This window comes from Flavobacterium sp. CG_9.1 (genome assembly GCF_015751645.1).
GTDB lineage: Bacteria > Bacteroidota > Bacteroidia > Flavobacteriales > Flavobacteriaceae > Flavobacterium > Flavobacterium xanthum.
The window spans coordinates 1-16,740 of record NZ_JADOVC010000037.1; the positions used below are offsets into that span (position 1 = coordinate 1).

General features: G+C 35.2%; 16 protein-coding genes. 6 read left to right on the top strand and 10 right to left on the bottom strand.

Features of this window, described 5'->3' with window-relative positions; genetic code table 11:
- The first annotated feature begins 88 nt into the window (after positions 1 to 88).
- Positions 89 to 499, top strand: a complete 411-nt coding sequence (locus IWX83_RS15215) for an OsmC family peroxiredoxin (protein WP_073351763.1) — start codon at positions 89 to 91, stop codon at positions 497 to 499.
- 68 nt (positions 500 to 567) lie between these two features.
- Here the strand turns inward: IWX83_RS15215 and IWX83_RS15220 are convergent, their stop codons facing one another.
- Positions 568 to 1,260, bottom strand: a complete 693-nt coding sequence (locus IWX83_RS15220) for an SGNH/GDSL hydrolase family protein (RefSeq protein ID WP_073351765.1) — start codon at positions 1,258 to 1,260, stop codon at positions 568 to 570.
- Between the two features lie 116 nt (positions 1,261 to 1,376).
- On the bottom strand, positions 1,377 to 2,264 hold the full coding sequence (cysM, locus tag IWX83_RS15225; protein ID WP_073351767.1) for a cysteine synthase CysM: 888 nt from the start codon (positions 2,262 to 2,264) through the stop codon (positions 1,377 to 1,379).
- A gap of 360 nt (positions 2,265 to 2,624) precedes the next feature.
- On the opposite strand from cysM, the gene IWX83_RS15230 reads away from it, so the two are divergent.
- Complete coding sequence (locus IWX83_RS15230) at positions 2,625 to 3,323, top strand: DUF1003 domain-containing protein (RefSeq protein ID WP_073351768.1); 699 nt, start codon at positions 2,625 to 2,627, stop codon at positions 3,321 to 3,323.
- Positions 3,324 to 3,341: 18 nt separating this feature from the next.
- On the opposite strand, the gene IWX83_RS15235 is transcribed toward IWX83_RS15230, so the two are convergent.
- The gene (locus tag IWX83_RS15235) at positions 3,342 to 3,617 is read right to left on the bottom strand and encodes a DUF2752 domain-containing protein (RefSeq protein ID WP_317041222.1); all 276 of its coding nucleotides are present in this window, start codon (positions 3,615 to 3,617) and stop codon (positions 3,342 to 3,344) included.
- A 118-nt stretch (positions 3,618 to 3,735) separates the two neighbouring features.
- Here IWX83_RS15235 and IWX83_RS15240 point away from each other — a divergent pair, with 118 nt between their 5' ends.
- Together IWX83_RS15240 and IWX83_RS15245 are read left to right on the top strand one after the other, a co-directional pair.
- Positions 3,736 to 3,918 carry a hypothetical protein gene (locus IWX83_RS15240; RefSeq protein WP_073351773.1) on the top strand — a complete coding sequence of 61 codons (183 nt, stop codon included), beginning with the start codon at positions 3,736 to 3,738 and terminating at the stop codon, positions 3,916 to 3,918.
- Positions 3,911 to 4,462: a Smr/MutS family protein gene (locus IWX83_RS15245; RefSeq protein ID WP_073351775.1), complete on the top strand. Its 552-nt coding sequence runs from the start codon at positions 3,911 to 3,913 to the stop codon at positions 4,460 to 4,462. The genes IWX83_RS15240 and IWX83_RS15245 overlap by 8 nt, the downstream gene beginning before the upstream one ends.
- 138 nt (positions 4,463 to 4,600) lie before the next feature.
- Here the strand turns inward: IWX83_RS15245 and IWX83_RS15250 are convergent, their stop codons facing one another.
- Positions 4,601 to 5,545 (bottom strand): hypothetical protein, encoded by a 945-nt coding sequence (locus IWX83_RS15250; protein ID WP_196830958.1) that lies wholly within the window; start codon positions 5,543 to 5,545, stop codon positions 4,601 to 4,603.
- Between the two features lie 205 nt (positions 5,546 to 5,750).
- Between IWX83_RS15250 and IWX83_RS15255 the strand changes: the two genes are divergently transcribed.
- Both IWX83_RS15255 and IWX83_RS15260 read left to right on the top strand, forming a co-directional pair.
- Entirely contained in the window at positions 5,751 to 6,665 is a 915-nt protein-coding gene (locus IWX83_RS15255) for an EamA family transporter (protein WP_196830960.1), read from the top strand.
- A 25-nt stretch (positions 6,666 to 6,690) separates the two neighbouring features.
- A complete protein-coding gene (locus IWX83_RS15260; protein ID WP_196830962.1) occupies positions 6,691 to 7,815 on the top strand; it encodes a cysteine desulfurase family protein in 1,125 nt (374 codons plus the stop codon).
- A gap of 183 nt (positions 7,816 to 7,998) precedes the next feature.
- Here IWX83_RS15260 and IWX83_RS15265 read toward each other — a convergent pair whose 3' ends face one another.
- The 6 genes from IWX83_RS15265 to IWX83_RS15290 form a co-directional block, all read right to left on the bottom strand.
- Positions 7,999 to 10,215, bottom strand: a complete 2,217-nt coding sequence (locus IWX83_RS15265; protein WP_196830964.1) for a glycosyltransferase — start codon at positions 10,213 to 10,215, stop codon at positions 7,999 to 8,001.
- Between the two features lie 12 nt (positions 10,216 to 10,227).
- Positions 10,228 to 11,265, bottom strand: coding sequence for a pesticidal protein Cry7Aa (locus IWX83_RS15270; RefSeq protein ID WP_073351784.1), 1,038 nt, complete (start codon positions 11,263 to 11,265; stop codon positions 10,228 to 10,230).
- A gap of 49 nt (positions 11,266 to 11,314) precedes the next feature.
- Positions 11,315 to 12,307: an MlaD family protein gene (locus tag IWX83_RS15275; protein WP_196830966.1), complete on the bottom strand. Its 993-nt coding sequence runs from the start codon at positions 12,305 to 12,307 to the stop codon at positions 11,315 to 11,317.
- Between the two features lie 8 nt (positions 12,308 to 12,315).
- Positions 12,316 to 13,068 carry an ABC transporter ATP-binding protein gene (locus IWX83_RS15280; RefSeq protein WP_196830974.1) on the bottom strand — a complete coding sequence of 251 codons (753 nt, stop codon included), beginning with the start codon at positions 13,066 to 13,068 and terminating at the stop codon, positions 12,316 to 12,318.
- Positions 13,069 to 13,074: 6 nt separating this feature from the next.
- Positions 13,075 to 13,857 carry an ABC transporter permease gene (locus IWX83_RS15285; protein ID WP_196830976.1) on the bottom strand — a complete coding sequence of 261 codons (783 nt, stop codon included), beginning with the start codon at positions 13,855 to 13,857 and terminating at the stop codon, positions 13,075 to 13,077.
- Positions 13,858 to 14,145: 288 nt separating this feature from the next.
- On the bottom strand, positions 14,146 to 16,740 hold the full coding sequence (locus IWX83_RS15290) for a cation-translocating P-type ATPase (RefSeq protein ID WP_196830978.1): 2,595 nt from the start codon (positions 16,738 to 16,740) through the stop codon (positions 14,146 to 14,148).

A 16,740-nucleotide genomic window follows, 5' to 3' on the forward strand; every position in this document is an offset into this window, starting at 1 on the left:
AAATTAAACATCAATTTACAAGTAATGAAATTAGACTTTCATTAACTAATTATTGCCTTTTTTTTAAAAAACAACAAACAAAACACATATGAAAAGAAATGCAACCGCAGTCTGGAATGGTTCACTCAAAGAAGGAGCCGGAAAATTGACGACACAAAGTACTACATTAAGCGATACACAATATTCATTCAAATCCCGTTTTGAAGAAGGAGTAGGGACAAACCCGGAAGAACTGATTGCGGCCGCACATTCAGGTTGCTTTACGATGCAACTTTCAGCCTATATTACGGAAGCTGGTTTTGAAATTGAAAGTATTGAAACCAAATGCGATATTGATTTGGTCGATGGAACCATTTTGACTTCACAATTAACGGTTACAGCAAAGGTTAGCGGAATAGCAGAAGATGCTTTTCAACAATTAGTGACTAAGGCAGAAAAAAATTGTCCTATCTCCAAGGTGCTGAATGCCGCAATTTCTACTACGGCTACTTTAGCATAAGGAAATAAAAATTCCTCAAAGCAAAAAGGCTCGATTTAAATCGAGCCTTTTTGCTTTTGTATATCCCATTATTTCTCTACTAAAACTTCTTTGATTGCTTTTTCAGCAAGCGGAGCCATAACCTGATAACCCAATTTGTTAGGGTGCACACCATCACCGGAATAAGCACTTTTTAGTCCATCGCGTTCATCTCTCATGGCCGAAAAGTAATCAAGATATAGAATACCTTTCGCTTCAGCGTACTTTTTTATCATTTTATTGAGATCCACTACTTTTTGAGCTGGATTTTGATTGGGTTTCCAAGGGAAATCATAAGCAGGTAGCACGGAGCATAAAATCACTTTAATTTGATTTACATGTGCCAACTCAACCATTGAGACAATATTATTTGTAATCATTTGCAATGTTACTGGACCCGTATTGCCTGCAATGTCATTTATTCCTGCTAAAATAACTACTGCGCTAGGTTTTAAATCAATCACATCAGCTCTAAAGCGGATGAGCATTTGCGGAGTTGTTTGGCCACTAATACCGCGATTAAGGTATGGTTTTCCTGTAAAATATTCAGAATCAATGGTGCTCCAAAACTCTGTTATAGAATCGCCCATAAAAACTATTCTCTTTTCTCCAGGCGCTACTGGTTGCAGCTGTGCATTCTCCTCTTGATATTTGCTTAAATTCGGCCAGTCCTGCGCTTGTGCTTTTCCTCCCATAATGATTGATAAAAATAAGATACTATAAAGGAATTGAATTTTTTTCATTTGTCCTTGGATTTAAAATTTCAAAATAAAATTAGGATGCGCCAAATGCAACCGAATCAAACTTTTTTTGCTTCTTTGAAAGCTAGAGTAAAGAAGGTTGATTTTAAAAAGTTAAATTAATCAAACAAATCAGAGGATAAATAGCGATCGCCACGATCACAAATAATGGCTACAATCACGCCAGATTCTAAAGTGTTGGCTATTTTTACTGCTGCAGCAACAGAACCGCCACTGCTCATCCCTGCAAAAATGCCTTCTTCAAGTGCCAAACGTTTGGTCATTGCCCGAGCTTCTTTTTCTGAAACTTCAATTATGACATCGACTTTTGAGGAATCAAATATTTTTGGCAAATATTCTTGTGGCCATTTTCTAATTCCTGGAATTTGCGAGCCATCGCTAGGTTGTGCTCCTACAATTTGAATCGCTGGATTTTTTTCTTTTAAATAGGTAGAGGTTCCTATAATGGTTCCTGTAGTTCCCATTGCGGAGACAAAATGAGTCACGGTTCCTTCCGTATCGGTCCATATTTCTGGACCTGTTGTTTTGTAATGTGCTTTCCAGTTGTCATCATTGGCAAACTGATTGAGCATAATATAGCCGCCTTCGGCTACTTTTTTGTCAGCATAATCTCTAGAACCAATAATTCCTGTTGCAGCGGGCGTTAAAATCACTGTAGCGCCATAAGCGCGCATGGTTTGGGTGCGTTCCTTAGTAGAGTCTTCTGGAAGTACCAATTCGATTTCGATATTGAATAATTTGGCTATCATTGCTAATGCAATCCCCGTGTTGCCGCTTGTAGCCTCAATCAGCTTATCTCCTTTTTTTATATCTCCTCTTTCTAGTGCTGATTTGATCATATTGTACGCCGCTCGGTCTTTTAAACTGCCTCCCGGATTATTTCCTTCCAGTTTCAGTAAAAGTTTTACGTTTTTATTTTGTACCAAATTAGTAGATTCTACCAAAGGTGTATTACCAATAAGGTCTAATATTTTGAATGATTTCATGCTATTTTTTATTTTAAATTTGAATTAGAATGCGTAATTGTTACTTCTGAATGCTTTTATAGCTCCCTTTTTTAAAAATAGCACCAAGTATAGCAGAAAGGAATATAGTTGTAATGCGATGACATTCGGATTTGTTTTGTAGTGAAATACAAAGATATTGAACTATTTTGAATTATTTCCTTCAAAAACAGAAAGCGATCTTGTTTATGGAGGCACTTTTGTTACATAAAAGGATCAAAGTTCTTCGAATTGTTCGAAAAGGAGAGTGAAATTGTATTTGTGTTCTTTTATAATCTACGAGGGCCAATTAGTAGTTTTAATGAAAGTATTTTTTTTAAATTAGCCAATAAATAACAATCCATGAAAAGTAATTTGACTTTTATTAGTGATATTTCTAAGAAAGAATTCCCACTTGCTGATAAAGTTTCGGCAAAAACAATCCGAAATCCCATATTGGCACTTATAGAAAATGATTTTCCTGATTTTGATAAAACTAAATTTTTAGCAATTGAGGAGCTGAATATGTATCGAGAGAAATACATTTCAAATTATTTGCTAGTTGAAATAGGAGAGTTGTCCAATCTGGAGGCTAAGGTTATTAATTCTTTGAGCGAAGACAAATCATTGGTGAGTGGCGTTGAAGACGAATTAGGTGCTCGCACAGTAGGTCAAAAAGTAGCAGATCAGGTGGCAGGTTTTGGCGGAAGCTGGAAATTTATTATTCTTTTTGGGGTATTTATTATGCTTTGGATTTTAGCAAATATTTATATTTTGCTGAATAAAGGGTTTGATCCTTATCCTTTTATTTTATTGAATTTAATTTTATCTTGTTTGGCCGCACTTCAAGCTCCAGTAATTATGATGAGCCAGAATCGTCAAGAAGAAAAGGATCGGGAAAGAGCCAAAAAAGATTATATGATTAATCTCAAATCAGAACTTGAAATCCGAATGCTTCATGAAAAACTAGATCATTTGATTATGCATCAGCAAGAAGAATTAATAGAAATTCAGAAAGTCCAAATCGAAATGATGAATGATATTCTGTCAAGAATTAAATAATTTTTTGAAGGGAAAAAGTCAGAAATAAAGCGAATAATAGTGTTTAAAAAAATAACCTCCAATCATAAAAATACCATTTAAGATAGCGGAGGTAATAATCCATTTTCTGTAATTTCTATTGTTGTCAATCAAATTCAAACCAACAATTCCCAGAAATAATAAGGTCGTAAAAAGGGCTGGATACATCTTGAAAGCGCCGGAAAAATCACCTTGTACTAACAGTAAAAAACCCCTCTGAAAACCGCATCCCAAACACTCCATCCCAAAGAGGGTTTTGCTTAAACACGGGAGCATATATTTTTCTAAATCCAAGGGTTTTATTTTTTACAATTTTACAAAAAAATAAGTAACGTTTGAAAAAATAAGTAGGTAATTTTAAATTCATTACTTTTGGAATCTGATATTCTAAAAGATGAAGAAGTTTATAATTCCCGTAATGATTGTTGCCATCATTGTTGCTTTATACGAGCAAGTCAGTGCAGAAAAAAATGTGTACATCATGGTTGTTGCTATTGTGATTTTCATGATGGGAATGATGCAGTTGAGTGCCAAAACACCTAGTAAAAATCAAGATAAAGAAGACGAAAATGTTTAATAAAGGAGATAAAGTTTCAGTACTTGATGAAGCTATTGATGGCGTTGTATTGTCCATGAATGGAGACCAAGTTACCATCGAAACAGCAGATGGATTCATGATGACATTTTTTGTCAAGGAATTACTTAAAGTACAAGATACCAGTAATTTAATGGATTCAATTAGAAGAGTAAATGTAAGTGAGATTTCTAAAGAAAAAGAGATCCCAAAAGCACGAAGTTTTGTAAAGGAAAAAAAATCAAAACATGAAATTCCGGCTCCAGAGTTTGATTTACACATCGAAAAACTAGTGCCTAATAAACGGGGAATGTCAAACTATGATATTCTAACCTTACAGACAGAAACGGCAAAACGGCATATAGAATTTGCCATTAGAAATCGGATTCCTAAGATTGTTTTCATCCATGGAGTTGGTGAAGGAGTCTTAAAAGCAGAACTGGATTTCCTACTAGGTCGTTATGATAATATTGCTTTTGCGGAAGGTAATTATCAAAAATATGGTCAAGGTGCAACAGAAGTTTTTATCAAACAAAGTGCGATGTAATTTCCTTTTCAGTTAATGCAAATCGAAAAAAAATACCGATTTCAAGTCAATTCTCATTAGAAAACAGACTCGAAATCGGGATTTTTGTTGGACTAAAAAACGATTGATTTGGACGTTTAATTTATGTCTAATTCAACATTAATTGGTAGTCAATAATTCACCGTAAATATAATTATCACCCAAAAGAAAATCGCTGTTTCCTTTCTTCATTTTTACATTTTTAAGGATCACCGTATGTTTAAAACCGTTCCCAAAACTGGTAGTTGTCACTTCAATCCTACCGCTGATATTTGCAACTCCAGCTACTGCAATCCATTCTTCAAGGACTACAGGAGTAGAGGGATAAACGGTATTGCAAAAGTAATCATCAGTCAACAAACCAGAGAATAATCGATAGGTAAGTTTATTTTTAGTGTCACTAATTAAGGCGGTTCTTGGTGTGTTTATTGGAGTAGCTTCATTAGTAATCAAAGTGGGATCAATGTCTAGAATCAGCGCTTCGCTACTATTTTTATCATATAGTTGTTTAGAATTTGGACATTGCTTTAACACTTTAGTAAAAGCAAAAGGCAAACCTGTTGTGTTCAGGATGTAGTCACCAAAGGCAAAAGTTTCATAAACTTGGATGCCATTTCCTTTATCAAAAGTGATGTTTTTAAAAGTAATATTATGATTATAACCTGTAATTTTAGAACTGTTTTCTGTTTCATTTCTAGTTTTTTGGGCGGTAGTATTTATGACTATTGTTCCACCAGTAGCCGTCCATTGATCAGTTACTACTGGGGTTGCTGGAGGGATTGTTTCGCATAAAGTAGCAGCAGTTACAGTACCATTATAAAAGCGATAAATTACTCTATTCGTACTATTAATCTCTAATTTCTGGGTAGAGGTTTCAGCAGGAAAGTTGATTCCTGTGGCATCAAAAAGAAGAGCTTCGCTGTCTTTTACTTTATAAATGATAGTATTTGAGGCGCATTTTTGTGCGGCAACATCTTCAAAATTGATATCTTCTTGAATTAAATTTCCATCATCGCAACCAATTAAAAACAGGGCAAAAACCAATACGCTTAGAACTCTTTTCATTTTTATAAAATTTCTAACAAAAATAGAATTTTTAATTTATACCAAATACAATACCGGTTAAAAATACCGTATTTAACAACATATTGTGTTTTTTGATTTTCAAAGTAGGGGAATCAATTCACTCTTTTCTTTTCAATTTTGGATTGAATTGTACTATTCTAAAGCCGATAGAAATCAGTATATTTGTACCCATATAAGACGGTTCATGAGACTTAATAAATATTATTCGGCTGCTTTTTTAGCTTTTTTTGTTTGGGGTTTTTTTAGTTTTGCTTTAAAGCCCTTACATCAGTATCCGTCCTTGGACATTTTTTTTTATCGCGTTTTTTTTAGTGCGATTACAATGGTACTCATAAATGTAGTTTTCCGGAGAAGAGTACTAAGAGAAAACTGGAATCACTTTAAAAAGATCTCTTCAAAACAACAAAAAAAAGTTGTGTTATTGACATTGGGTGGTGGCGTATTCCTCTCTTCAAACTGGTTTGTTTACATTTATGTGATGAATCATGTTAGTGTTAATGCGGCATCATTGGCCTATTTGATATGTCCTATTGTAACTACAGTTTTTGCCTTTTATATATTGAAAGAAACATTGAGTAAATGGCAATGGATTGCTGTAGGTATCAGTTTTTTTAGTTGTATTTTGTTGTCATTCAACCATTTTCAGGATATTTTTTACAGCCTTATTACCGCTGCTACTTACGCACTGTATTTAGTGAGCCAACGTAAAAATAACGATTTGGATAAATTTCTAGGTCTAACCATACAATTGATTTTTACTGCACTTGTACTCTTGCCTTTTTATCCAAAATACAGAGGAGCAATTCCCACGGAACCTTTATTTTATATTTGTATGTTCATGATTGTGGTATTTTTTACCATTATTCCATTGTTTTTAAATCTGTATGCTCTCAAAGGAATTAACTCTTCTGCAGTGGGAATTATGATTTATATTAATCCGATTATTAATTTTTTACTGGCCCTTTTTTACTATAATGAGCAAGTAAATTTCCTCCAATTATTTTCTTATTTTCTGATTTTAATTTCGATAGTGGTGTTTAATGAAAAGGTACTATTTTCCAAGAAACCAACAGCTGTGGCAACAGAAATGGAAGGTTAAAAATAATTTTACAATTTTAAATAAAATGAAAAAAGTATATCTCGATAACGCTTCTACAACAGCTCTTCGTCCAGAAGTAATTCAAGAAATGACCAAGGTGTTAACGGAGGATTATGGAAATCCATCGTCAACGCATAGCCTGGGTCGTTCTGCTAAAAATATCTTAGAGCTTTCTAGAAAGGCAATAGCTAAAAATTTAGGTGCTACGGCTCAGGAAATTATCTTTACTTCCTGTGGTACTGAAGCTAATAATTGGATTCTTCGTTCCGCAGTGAAAGATTTGAAAGTAAAGCGTATCATTACAAGTAAAATAGAGCATCATGCAGTATTGCATACCGCATTAGTTTTAGAAAAAGAGTTTGGAATTCAGATTGATTATGTGGCGATAAAGCCTAACGGTGAGATTGATATCACTAATTTGGTAGAATTGCTTTCGCACGAAACTAAAACCTTGGTGAGCTTAATGCATGTAAATAATGAAACAGGAACTATTTTAGACTTAGAACGTGTTGGACGTATTTGCAAGGAGCATAGTGCATTATTTCATTCGGATACCGTGCAGTCAGTTGGTAAAACAGCTATTGATTTGCAAAACCTATCGGTTGATTTTATCGTGGCTAGCGCACATAAATTTCATGGGCCAAAAGGAGTTGGTTTTGCTTTTATTCGAAAAAATTCAGGATTACAACCTTTATTCTTTGGTGGCGAACAGGAAAAAGGACTTCGGGCAGGAACAGAGGCCTTACATCAAATCGCTGGAATGGCAAAAGCCTTAGAAGTTTCCTATAGTAAGTTAGAAATGGAACGAATCCATATTTTAGAATTAAAAAACTATCTTATTTCGCAACTTGAAATTGAATTTCCTTCTTTTTCAATTAATGGAGGTGTCGATGGATTTTATACAGTTTTGAATGTTTTATTGCCTTTTGCAGCGGATAAAACAGCGATGATCCTCTTTCATTTGGATATGAAAGGAATTGCAGTTTCTAGAGGAAGCGCCTGCCAATCTGGAAGTGTAAAACCTTCTCACGTTTTAGCTGAAATCCTGTCTGATGAGGATTTAAAGAAACCCAGCCTGCGTATTTCTTTTAGTCATAGTAACACACGCGAAGACATTAATTTGCTCATTGATGCTTTGAAAACCATTTAAAAATAAATGTATAAATTTAAGTTGTGCTACTTTTTATTATCAACTGCATAATCGTATGATTTAATAAAAACAGGAACCTTAACAGCTTGTATTTATAATGTAATTGTTCTATAAGAAGTTATTAGGGCTAATTTATCTATTATTTGAACACCGTTTTTTGCTCATTTGTCCATCTGATTCCAGTCAAGCGTATTTTTCCATAATCAAGCGCGCTTTAAAGAAGCACAAGGTGGATTCAGCCCCTTGGTTTATATTGATGTGCGTGTCTTCTAGGCCATCATAAGAAGCACCATTTTCAGGATTATACATAATTTGTTTCAGATGGTTGTTTCCTAAAAACCATATAAAAGCGAGTTTTAATTGATCTTTATATTTTGTATTTTGTGTCAGTTCATAAAAAAAGTCCAAGGCAATAATTGTTGTAGCCACTTCGATCGGCTGCTCGCCATAAAATTTTCGTTCATTTTGTTTCTTGAACCAACCTCTGTTTGATATTACTTTCAATTGTCCTTTCATAAAATAATGGGAGAGTAAAAAATCGAAGGTTATAATTGCAATTTTTTTATACTTCGATTTTTTTGTGACTAAATAACTATACATCATGGCCTCAGGTAATACATTATTAGCATAGGTCATATAATCTTCATACCAGCACCAGTCCTCTGCAGAGTTGATGTTGTAATGTCGCAAAAGTTCATCGGCCAGTTTCTCAATATGATTTTTGATTTCTTCGTCTTTGTAGGTTTCATGGTAGAGGTACAATCCTTTTAATGCGTAGGCAATAGCTCTTGGAGATTTGAAATTATCAATCTTTTTAATGGCCCTGTCCCAGCATTTTACTGCCCTGTAAATCATTTCCAGCGGCAAATATTGTCTATGGGAGATAACGGTTCCTAAGCTCCATAAAGCCCTACCATTAGCGTCCTCAAGATTTACCTCTCCGTTTTGCTGGGTAAGTTCATGGTTGTAATCTTTGTAATTGTCAAACCAGCCATCATTTCGCTGTATTCCTTCTATAAAATTCAAATACGTAAAGGCTAATTTTAAATTTTCATCAGATGGAAAGGCTTTGTCGTACAGGACAATATTAATTAAGGCTCTGGCATTGTCATCTAACGTATATCCAGATTCAGGGTCGGGCTGGCTAAATTTTGAAAACTGGAGAATTCCAAAATCGGTAGTCAGTTTTTTGATATGATCTAATTTTATTGGGGGAAAATTAAATCGTAAATCATCTTCTCGATTTGTTAATTGATCAAATAAAAGACGGTATTGTATGGCTATATTTTCCCAATTGGTAGCGCGAGCCATTGAAAAAGCGTTTTTACCCATGGTTAATCTTTGTTCTTTATTTTCAATTAGATAGCCTATTGCTTTTTGAAATTCTTTTGGATTATCAAAACTTTTTAATAAAATTCCATTGCCATTTCCTAAGGACTCAACAGCATGTGGTATAGGAGTTGAAATGACGGCACATCCGCTACTCATAGCATAGGCAAAAGTCCCGCTTACGGTTTGATTTGGATCTTTGGAACTGAATAAATAAATTTCGGATAACGTTAAAAATTCGAGTAACTGTTGTAATTTAAGATACTCGTTTATGAAAATCACATTGTTATCTAAATGTTTATCTTTTACAATAGATTGCAGGGTATGACGGTACTTCTCGCCCTCTCTTTTTAAAATTTCTGGATGCGTTTTTCCTATGATTAAATAGATAACTTCGGGATGATGCGCCACAATTTCTGGCAATGCATGCAATACGGTTTCTATTCCTTTATTTTCGCTTATTAACCCAAAGGTTGACAAAACAATCTTATTCTTAAACCCGTATCTATTTTTAAGTATTTTTTTTTGTTCCCAAAGTACAGTGTGATTGCCATGAGGAATAACCATAATTTTAGAGGATTGACAGTTGTAATAGGCGGCCAAGACTTCTTTCGAATTTTTGGTTAGCACCACGACTTTATCTGATAAATCAGTAATGGCGTAGACCACTTTTTTTCTTTTTTCGTTCGGAGTAGGCAGAACGGTATGAAAAACCGTTACAATGGGTTTGTTAAGGGCTAATATAAAGGAGAGGATATGATCACCATATTCTCCTCTAAAAAGGCCAAATTCATGCTGAATACAAACTAATCCAATGTCATTGCGTTCATTTATTTTTTCGGCAACTAACCTGTAGTGAACTAAGGAGTCTACCGGCAGGACGTAACTAACTTCGTCAGGATATTGAAATTCCTGCTCTCTGTTTTGTAAAGCACATACTTCAACTGGAAGCGTATCTCCAAAGACGATATTGACCGCATTAGCAATATCATTGGTAAAAGTAGCTATTCCACATTCTCTAGGCGGATAGGAGCTTACAATTAACATTTTTATTCCTGTCTCGAATTTCATAGCAGTTTATTTTTAAGGTTGTTTTCTCAATTCGAGAAGTAATTCATTGATATCTAATTTGGCTACAGCAATATGTTTATCTCCTACACCATAATAAATGTAAAGATCGTTCCCAAATAAAGCATGTCCGGTGGGGAACACAACATTGCTGACTTTACCTTCCATTTCCCATTTTTTAGTTGGTGAAAATAGCGGGAAGGGCAGTCTTGAAAGCTCAATTTTAGGATTGTCTAATTGTAATAAAGCGGCTTTAGCATGGTATGTTTTTCCTTTAGTAGTTTCTTGTACACCATGGTAAATAAGCAACCATCCGTATTCCGTTTCAATAGGCGGGCCACCTGCTCCGATATAATTTACTTCAAAAATATCTTTTGGATCTAATACAATATAATCAACTAAATTAATAATGTATTCTCTCCAAAATGATTCGGTTAAGTCCTTCCAATGCTCAAATTCTACGATTTGAATTCCTGGCCAAATGCGGTGTAACAGGACAAACTTTCCATTTATTTTCCTTGGAAAGAGGACGACATCTTTATCCCTGAGCAACCTGAATTCATCTGACACTAATCCTATCTGTGCAAAAAGATTGTAATATTGGTGGTATTTTGGATTGAGTTTGCTATGATCACAACAATTCACATAACTTTCATATTCATTGTAATTGACATGCGGTGTAATAATGCCGTGTTTCTCGAAATGAATCAAATCTTTAGAAGTAGCTAGTGCTCCCATAGCATTAACGCCGTCATAAGCGGTATACGTTATGTAATAAGTATCTTCAATTTTCACAATGCGGGGGTCTTCTATACCGTGTTTTTCATATTCAAAATCGCGCCTAATTACTGGCTGCTCCTGGCGTTCAACAAGCTTGGTTGGTCCCTCTAACTTAGCATAACCTACGGTTGAATAATTGCCATGTTCTACTGCTCGGTATAACACGTGAATTGTATTTCCTTCTTGATAAATGCCAGGATTAAACACACCGTTATTTTCAAATGGCTTGTCTGTAGGCCCCATAATTATCCCTAATTTTTCTATCGTAACCATGCTTCAACCGTCTTTTAAATCGTTTAAAAATCAAATTAGTAGCTACTATTTATTTTTGCTCCTCTTCCTTTTTTTGTTCTTTTAATTTTGCTTTTTCCTGTTTTCTAAAATACCCACGAAATAAAAAATTATGTTTTAAGGCTTCTAGATTTTCATTTAAACGGAAACTAGATTCCTTAATATTATTCATTGTAGAGTCTATTTTCCTTACTAATTTAGGATCGTTTGAAAGGTAATTGATCGCCCCTTTTCCGCCTTTGATGTTGACTACTGTTGTGTCGAGGTTACCTACTACATTATTTATTTGACTACTTGTTTGCTTTAAATTTTGGACTACTGACTTTATAGTATTGGCCACTGCGGTATCTTTTAACACACCAATTACATTGTTTTTATTTTCAAGTGATGAAATAAGTCGGTTTAATTTAATGATTGATTCGGAACTACCTTTTCCTGTAATTTTTAAATAATGTATTGTTTGTTTTAAATCTTCTGCCAGTGTACTATCTTTAATTAATAAGCCTACAGTTCCCGTTCCTTGATTGATTTCATTTGTTATTTTGAGTAGATCTGTTGTAAGAAGTGCTGCATTTTTGTTGGTCTTGTCAAGAGTAATGAGCATGTCTTCTGTTCGTATTCGATTTATTGTGGCAATTTGATCTCCAGGATGTAAAGAGGCCGCCCCTTCTTTTCCTGGAAGGATATTAATAATCATGTTTCCCACTAAACCATCGGAACCTATTGTAGCAACAGCATTTTTTCGAATAAGTGGAAAAATAGTTTTGTCAATCAGCATATCGACTCTAATAGCGGTATCGTTAATCATTTCTATTCCACGTACCGTTCCCACATTGATTCCAGAAAAACGTACATTATTGCCTAGTTGCAAGCCATTGACATTATTAAAAACTGCGGATAAGTGATTGGTTTTTCCAAACATTTGTTTTTTATCGCCAATGAAATACACAGCGAGTATAAACAATAATAGCCCGATTATGACAAAAACTCCAAGTTGCAATTTTTGGGATGTTGTTTTTTCCATTTTTATTGTTATTTAAAGAAAGCTTGTACTTTTGGATCTTTTGAAGTGGATAGTTCCTCAAAAGTGCCTTCGATATAATTAATGCCATCCACTAGTAAAATCATACGGTTAGAAATCATTCGAGCACAATCCACATCATGCGTGATAATTATAGCCGAGGTGTTGTATTTTTGTTGGATAGACATCATGAGCAGCAAAATTTCTTTCGCAGTTATGGGGTCTAAGCCTGTAGTAGGTTCGTCATATAAAATTATTTTAGGTTGCAGAATTAAAGTTCGGGCTAACGCAATTCGCCTTTTCATTCCTCCCGATAGTTCTTCAGGCATTAGATTGATTGTGTTTGCTAGCCCAACGTTCTCTAATGCTTCCATTACCATTGGAGTAGTATCCTTGATAACACCAAACTTTTTTTTGTGGCGTCGCAACGGAAATTCTAAATTCTCCCGGACCGTCATCGAATCGTAAAGGGCACTTCCTTGGAAAAGAAATCCAACTTCCGTTCGCAGATCATCCAGTTCTTCTCGATCGAGTTTACTAATATCATTTTCCATCACAGTGATCGAGCCACCGTCAGGCTGCTCTAGTCCTATCAAACACTTTATCATCACAGATTTTCCAGAACCTGATTTTCCCATAATCACGAGATTCTCCCCTTCACGGAGCACCATATTAAAACCAGCTAAAACAGCGTTAGAACCATAGCTTTTTCGGAGGTCTTTGATCTCTATGATTGATTTTTGATTTTGTAGTAATGTATCCATAATCAGTTATAAGTCATAAAATATATCAGTAATAAAAACAGCAATAAAATCAATAATAAAGAGCAACATCGAAGTGAAAACGACAGCAGAATTAGCCGCCAAACCTACGCCAGCCGTCCCTTTTTTGCAATAATATCCTTTGTAACAACCCACTAATCCAATGGCAAAACCGAAAAAGAATGTTTTTATAGTTGCTGGAATTAAATCACCATATTCCAACGCATTAAAAACCTGATTGTAATACAATAAAAAAGAAACTTTCCCTTTGATATTTTCTACCAGAAAAGAACCAAAAATGGCGATTGCGTTTCCAAAAAAAACTAAAATAGGAAGCATAAAAGTAGTGGCTAATACTCGGGTAACTACCAAATATTTAAAAGGATTAGTACCTGAAACTTCCATGGCATCTATTTGTTCCGTAACGCGCATTGAGCCTAATTCAGCGCCAATTCCAGAACCGATTCGTCCCGCACAAATCAATGCTGTAATTATAGGACCAATTTCTCGAATCAACGAAATACTAACCATCGAAGGCATCCAGGATACAGCGCCAAATTCCTGTAATGTAGGACGAGATTGCAATGTAAATACCAACCCAATTATAAATCCCGTAACAGCTACAAGTAGCAAAGAACGATTTCCCATATTGTAACACTGCCTTAAAAACTCTTTAAATTCAAAAGGACGTTTAAAAGTCTCTTGAAAAAACCGACCCGCGAAGTAGGAGAGTTCGCCAACTTCAAGTAAAAAAGCTTTGAATAATTCAGTTATTTTAGAAAATGTATTCATAAGCAAATGAATTAGTTTTTAACAGAAATCAGCTACTCAAATATACATAATTATTTGTCTGATTATCAGTGCTTAAAGGTGTTGTTTGTCTGTTATTTAAAGGATTTTGTCGATAAAAATTCAATTTAAAAAAATGAAGACGATTTTGAAACGTTTCTCCTAATTGTGTAACAAAAAGAATTCCTTGCTTTATAATTAGCACTAGTCGTTAAAGTAGTTCACAAGCCATGAACGGCCTATGATTTTTTTTGTTTCAAAAGTATAAATCGCAATAAAAAAACTTATGATTTATTTATTCTTGTTTTTTAGCCATTTCTCTATTTCTACCGACCAAAAAACAATACTTGATACCGCTAATGTTAGGGTCAATTCTCCTAAAGTTAGCGGTTGTGTTTTAAAAATCCCATTAAATAAAGGAGTATAAATTATCATTAATTGAAGTGAAACCGTTATTGCTAAAGCGATAATCATGGGCTTATTAGAGAAAAAACCAATTTTAAAAATAGAATCTTGGCTAGATCGAATGACCATTACATGACCCAATTGGCTAAAGCAAAGAACGGTAAATGCCATCGTTTGCCAATGCGAGTTCGCCACATGTATGGCATAAGCCTGCATTCCGATGGTGACTACTCCCATTAAAAATCCTACCCATAAAATATGCACTGCCATTCCATTTGAGAAAATATTTTCCTTCGGATTTCTAGGCAGTCGTTTCATAATATTTGCTTCTGCTGGTTCAGAGGCTAAGGCCAACCCAGGCAAGCCATCTGTGATTAGGTTAATCCAAAGAATGTGAATGGCCAGTAATGGTATGGGTAAAACAAAGAACGGTGCCAAAAATATAGCCCATATTTCTCCTGAATTTCCAGTCATAATATACTTTATAAATTTCAGAATATTATCGAATATTTTCCTGCCGTGCTTAACTGCAATTACGATGGTGGCAAAATTATCATCTAGTAAAATCATGTGCGAAGCTTCTTTGGAAACTTCTGTACCGTTGATACCCATCGCAATGCCAATATCAGCATTTTTAAGAGCTGGAGCATCGTTGACACCATCGCCAGTCATCGCTACAAAGTGATTTTTAGATTGTAAGGCAGTGATGATTCTTAATTTTTGTTCGGGATTAACACGTGCATAAACGCGAACCTTTGTCACGATTTCTTCAAACTCAATTTGGTTTAACACTGCTAATTCAGAACCAGTAAGGGCTAGGTCCTCCTCGGAAGAAATAATACCCAGTTTTGCAGCAATAGCTTTAGCAGTAAGCTTGTGGTCGCCGGTAATCATCACTGGAATAATGCCCGCTTCTTTACACTCGGATACGGCTTGCCTTGCTTCTTCGCGAGGTGGATCGATCATCCCAACAAAGCCAATAAGCGTTAGCTCTGTTTCGATTTCATCTGGATCTAAATGCTGCGGAAGTGATGAAATTGTTTTCATTGCATATCCCAAAACTCGATAGCCTTTTGCAGCCATCTCATTTACTTTACGTTCCAATTCTGGAATATGTGATTTTTGATCGGCATTCAACTTGTCAAACAAGACATCAACGGCTCCTTTTGTTAATACAATCATTGTAGCGCTTTGATCGGCGTCAGGATTACTAATTTGATGAATTGTAGTCATGCACTTTCTTTTGGAATCAAAAGGTAATTCTGCAATTCGCGGATAAATTTTTTCTAAATCACCTCGATTAAAACTCTTATCGAACGCATATTCGACCAACGCTACCTCAGTCGAATCTCCTATCCATTTTCCGTTTTCTTCTTTTGATACATCATTATTCAAAGCAATTGCGTGAAGCAGTCTGTTTTGATCTTTAAAAACCGTCTGATAATTTGCGGTCGAAGTTTCATAAAATTCCTGTAAAGTCATTTTATTGAGGGTCAAAGTACCTGTTTTATCAGAGCAGATGTAGGTCACAGAACCTAATGTTTCTACAGCGGGTAACTTACGGATAAGGGCCTTGTGTTTTGCCAATTTCTTAGCTCCAAAAGCTAATGCTATTGTTACTAATGCTGGTAAAGCTTCAGGAATGGCAGCAACTGCAAGTGAAATAGAAGTGATTAGCATAGTCAAAATAGCTTCGCCACGCAGCCAACCAATCATAAAAATGATGGTGCAAATCAACAGTATGCCTACGGACAATCGTTTGCCAAAAGCAGCTAATCTTTTCTGCAAGGGAGTGGTGGTTTCATCGGTCTGGATCATTTTTGCAATATGGCCCAACTCGGTCTGCATTCCAGTTGCCACGACATAAGCAAGGCCTCTCCCATTAGTAACTGAAGTTCCTTTAAAACCCATGTTGGTCTGGTCGCCAAGGGCATAATTTCCTTCGGGAAGTTCTTCTGTATTTTTTTCTACATTATTGGATTCGCCTGTTAGCGTTGATTCATCCACTTTTGTTTGATGCGTTTCAAAAAATCGGACATCTGCTGGAATAATATTCCCTGCTTCTAACATTATGACATCTCCTACCACGAGATCTGTTGCAGGAATGCTCATCATTTTTCCTTCACGTAAAATATGAGCATGGTTTGCTTCCATGTTTTTTAAGGCTTCCATCGCTTTTTCTGCTCGATATTCCTGAATAAATCCTACAGCTGCATTAATAATGACGATAGCTAGTATAATAATTGTATCCGTAACATCACCTATAACGCCTGAAATAATAGCTGCCGCTACAAGAATAAGAATCATGAAATCAGAAAACTGAGATAAAATCATTTTAAAAATACTCTTCTTTTTTGTGTCTTCAATTTGATTTTTTCCTTGTTCGCGCAAGCGCTCAGCGGCTACTACTGGATCAATACCGCTTGGAGTTGTATTTAGCAATTGAGTTATTTCTGATATTGGGAGTAAATGCCAGTTCAT